Raw genomic sequence first — 4,793 nt, 5'->3', positions numbered from 1 at the left:
TCACCGGGTGCTGCGTTTGAAAACGGTGCTGGATGCGGCTTGATGTCTCGAACAACCGATGAAAGCGGCCCTGTCGACAAAGCAATACACTCCCTTAACAACGCAATAGCAGTGGACGGCTACTGGGAGCTGGGTGAGTATTTGCGAACTGTAACAAACCCTAAAGCCACTCAGAAATGCATCCTGAGCGCCCTGAAGCTATCCAGCGTGATTATGCCCAACTCTTATTTTGATGTGCGGGAGCGGCTTGCGAAGCACCTCGCAGAAGTCTGACAGGAATGCGTCCAGGAGAATGAAACCGGAGCCGACCACTGAACCAAGCCAGCCGGCGCCTGAGTGAATTACGCAAGCGGCGAGAGCGCATCTTGGCGGAGGATATTCCACGCAAGGCCAAGCAGCTAAAATTGGATGCGATTCAAAAGCGGATCAATGCGATATCAGCAAAGGCATCGCAGGGAACCGAAGCTACTTTTTAGAGGTTGATCGTCGCAACTTGATAATATGGTCCAAATTTTGCTCTTTTTCCTTGCGATGTCCTTATAAAAAGAGGCATAGTATCGCTGTAGACAGCGATCGTAACTTTATCATCCGACTGCTTTCCTTTTTTACTAGATTTTGTTAACTCCTTCACAAAAATAAGTAGCGGCTCGTAGGAGGATCTTAATCCAATGAGGTGTAATTAGTCTTCTACGCAACCTCATTTAAAAAAATAAATGGTATAAATTTCATGCTCAGCTTGCAGATATGCTCTTTGATTTTGCTAACGCTTTTATTGGTTAGCCCCCTCTCATCAGCCGTGACAATCGGTACCTACGCAAGCCGAGCTGATGCATATGCTGCGTGTGATGAATATCAGGCTGCCGGTGGCTACGGCCCTTGTAGATCAACTAGCGTTCATTACCGCACCTATAATCACGACATTGAGGATTGGGCATATTTCTATTGGGATGACGCAGGTTGTCAGACACCGTATATTGAAGATCCGGAAACAGGGCTGTGCTATATCCCTCAAGCTTCACCTCAGTGCCAATCCCCAACGACCTACAACGCTGATACCAATTTCTGTGAAAAAGAATGCTCAGCCGATAAGCCCTGGGACGGTGTTGCACGAGACTGTGTGGCTCCACCCGAGCCCCAGAGCTGTGACAACCTGGCCGGCAATCCCATCAACTTTTTTAATGGCCATAAAAGGCAAGACGAAATCGTTTTCGAGGCGGAGGGGGATTTCCCGCTAACCTTCTCCTGGCGCTACAACAGCTTTGGCAACCACCAAAAGACCGGTGCTGGCTACAGCCTTGGCGCCGGCGTTAGCGGCGCAACCACGGTACATACCGAACAGCCATTGCCTGCCGGCGAACAGCCGATCACCCTACCGTTGGACAGGGACCCGGCTCTGGAATATACCGGCAGCGCCACAGAGCATTGGCGCCACAACCACAGCTATTTCCTGGCCCATTACACATTGCCCGATGGCGTGACAGAGCGACTGATCGCCTATCGCCCAAATGGCAGTGATCTGCACTTTGTTGACGAGAACGGCACTTTTGTTGCGCAGGCCAATCGGGATTGGCAGGTAACCCGGGACCTGGATACCAACCAACAGCATACCGGCTGGACTCTGAAGGTGGATGCTCGTACCGAGCAATATGACACCGCAGGCCGTATTCTGCGTGTGGAGGATGAACAGGGCCGGGGTATCACCTATAGCTACGATACCGGCGGTATCCAGCAAGAAACTATTGCTGACGATAATGGCAACAGCGTTACGTTGACTTACACGGGCGGCAATCTGACCCAGATCACCCGCAATGATAATTCCGTGTACCAGTTCGCCTACAATACCAATGGACTGCTAGCTTCTATCACCTTTCCCGGCAGCACTTCGCCACAGCGGGTTTTCCGTTACGAGGACAGTCGCTTCCCCAATGCCCTCACGGGTGTCACTGATGAAACCGGCGAAGTCTACAGCAGTTTTGCCTACGACGACCAGGGGCGGGCCATTCGCACTGAACACAACAATGGCGCCGAGTCAGTGGATGTGGCCTATGTGGATGCCAACACGCGCCGTCTGACCAATGCCCTGGGCAAGCAAACCACCTACCACTATGGGGATGTAAACGGCGTTAAGCGTATCACCTCCATCGATGGTGAAGCTTCGGCTAACTGTGCCGCCGCCAACAAGGGCTACACCTACGACGCCAATGGCTTTATCGCCAGTGAGACCGATTGGGAGGGCAATACCACCACCTATACCCGCGATAGTCTGGGGCGAGAGCTGACCCGTACCGAGGCGGCCGGCACCCCCGAGGCCAAAGTAATCACCACAGAGTGGCATCCCACTCTGAACCTGCCAACCAAGATCACCACGATGGAATCGATAACCGACTACAGCTATGACAGTGCCGGCCGTCAATTGAGCAAGCAGGTCACACCTGTGCCCAGCCCTTGAGTGGCTGAATGGATCAACCGGTTAGAGATTTTGCTTGCTGAACAACAATAAGTAGAAAGGAATTGTTATGCGCTTTATTAAATCCGTCCTCGCGGGGGCGCTGAGTCTGCTGGTGGCCCACGGCACCAGCGCGGCCGTCACACAACAGAACTGGTCCTATACCTACACCGCAGCGGGCAAGATGGAGACCGCCAACGGCCCCCGCACCGATGTTTCCGACATCACCACCTACGGCTATGACGCCAACAACCGTCTCACCAGCATCACCAATGCCCTGGGGCATGTGGAGTCGGTGCTTGAGTATGACGCCGCCGGTCGTCGCCTTAAAGTACAGGATGTTAACGGCCTGCAGACCCATTACACCTATACCCCCCGTGGCTGGCTGAAAACTGCTACGGCCAAGGCGGCTTCCGGCGATCAGACCACCACTTACACCTACGATGACGTAGGGCAGGTCACCAATATCGCTTACCCGGATGGCTCCGACATCAGTTTTGAATACGATGACGCCCGCCGTCTCACCGCAGTGGAGAATGCTCTCGGCGAGCGGATGACCTATACCCTGGACGCTGACGGCAATGTATTGCAGGAAAAGATTTATGCCGCCGATGGCACCACCCTGGTGCGTTCTGTCAGCCGCAGCTACGACGAGCTGAGCCGCCTGATTGATGTGGATGGCAACAACGGACAGAACACCTCCATCGCCTACGACAAGAACGGCGACCGCACCTCCACCACCGACGGCAATCAGAACACCACCGGAGAGACCCGCGATGCCCTGGGTCGGGTCAAGGCCGTCACTGACGCGGACACCAACCAGGTCCAGTACACCTACGATTATGCCGACCGCATTACCTCGGTCACCGATCAGCGTGGCAACACCACCAGCTACGAGTACGACTTTCTCGGTAACCTTACAAAACTCACCAGCCCCGATACCGGTATTACCAGCTACGACCACGACCCGGCCGGCAACCTCATTACCCGCACCGATGCGCGGGGTATAGTTTCCAATTACAGCTACGATGCCCTCAACCGCCTCACCGCCATCACCTATCCCGGCAGCACCGCCGAGAACGCGGCCTTTAGCTACGACAATACCGATAACGGCAACCAGGGCGTGGGTCGCCTGACCGGCTTCAGTAACGACGCCGGCGCTACCGCCCTGATCTATGACGACCTGGGCCGCATCACCCAACAGGACGACACCATCGCCAGCTGGAGTTTCAGCACCCAGTACAGCTATGACACCTTGGGCCGTGTCGCCAGCATCACCTATCCCTCCGGCCGTATTATCAGCTACAGCCGCGACACCTTGGGTCGTATCAGCGCCATCACCAGCCAGGAGAATGCCCAGGCCACGGCCCAGACCCTGGTCAGCAATATCCAGTACCAGCCCTATGGCGGCATTTCTTCCATGGACTATGGCAACGGCATCACCCAGAGCTATAGCTACGACCTGGACGGCCGGCTGGAGACCGTCACCGCCAGCGGTATCGGCAATGTCCGCTCCGACTTCTACACCTATGACCTGGCCAACAATATCACCGGCATCGCCGACAGCCTGGATACCAGCAAAGACAGGGCCTTTGTCTACGACAATCTGAACCGCCTCACCGGCGAAGGCTATATCGCCGGCCAGAACGACTATCAGTACGATGCGGTGGGCAACCGCACCCAGAAGGACGCCACCGATACCGGCGGCACCTTGAGCACTACCAGCTACAGCCACGAGACTACCTCCAATCGTTTAACGCAAAGAGATAGTCAACCCTGGGTGACCGACGCCGCCGGCAACACCACCAGTATCGACGGGGGACAGCAGCAGTACAGCTACAACCACGCCAACCGCCTCAAAACCTATACCGAAAACAGCACACTCAAAGGTACCTACTACTACAACGCCATCGGCCAGCGGGTACGCACCGCCAAGGCCGAGGACGCATTGCTGCACTATGACCTGGGCGGCCAATACCTTGGTGAAACCAGTTACGCCAGCAATGGCACCGACATCCAGAGCCGGATTGACTATATCTACCTGGACACCATGCCGGTCGCACAGGTCGAGATCACTTACAGCAATGGCCAGGTACAGGGCACCAGCCTAACCTACCTGCACACCGACCATCTCAACACCCCGCGTATCGGTACCAACAGCAGCGAAGCTATTGTCTGGCGCTGGGACAGCGATGCCTTTGGGCGCACGACACCGAATAATGATCCGGACAACGATACCAATCCGACCACGGTCAACCTGCGTTTTCCGGGGCAGATCAAGGGAGAGGAAGCGCCACGCTATTACAACTACTTTAGGGATTACGATCCCTCCACTGGCAGGTATTTA

3 protein-coding genes are annotated in these 4,793 nt (G+C 55.3%); all 3 read left to right on the top strand.

The window, feature by feature from the left end; all coding sequences use genetic code 11:
- The coding region (locus tag AB1S50_RS18835; protein ID WP_367152757.1) for a hypothetical protein at nt 1-273 on the top strand (273 nt) is incomplete at its 5' end.
- 844 nt (nt 274-1,117) lie between these two features.
- Nucleotides 1,118-2,449 (top strand): DUF6531 domain-containing protein, encoded by a 1,332-nt coding sequence (locus tag AB1S50_RS18830; protein ID WP_367152756.1) that lies wholly within the window; start codon nt 1,118-1,120, stop codon nt 2,447-2,449.
- A gap of 67 nt (nt 2,450-2,516) precedes the next feature.
- Nucleotides 2,517-4,793, top strand: a 2,277-nt coding sequence (locus AB1S50_RS18825; protein WP_455363765.1) for a hypothetical protein, incomplete at its 3' end; no start/stop codon positions are given.

The sequence above is a fragment of the Microbulbifer discodermiae genome (assembly GCF_040742695.1).
Lineage (GTDB): Bacteria > Pseudomonadota > Gammaproteobacteria > Pseudomonadales > Cellvibrionaceae > Microbulbifer.
This window is presented reverse-complemented; position numbering and strand designations above follow the sequence as displayed.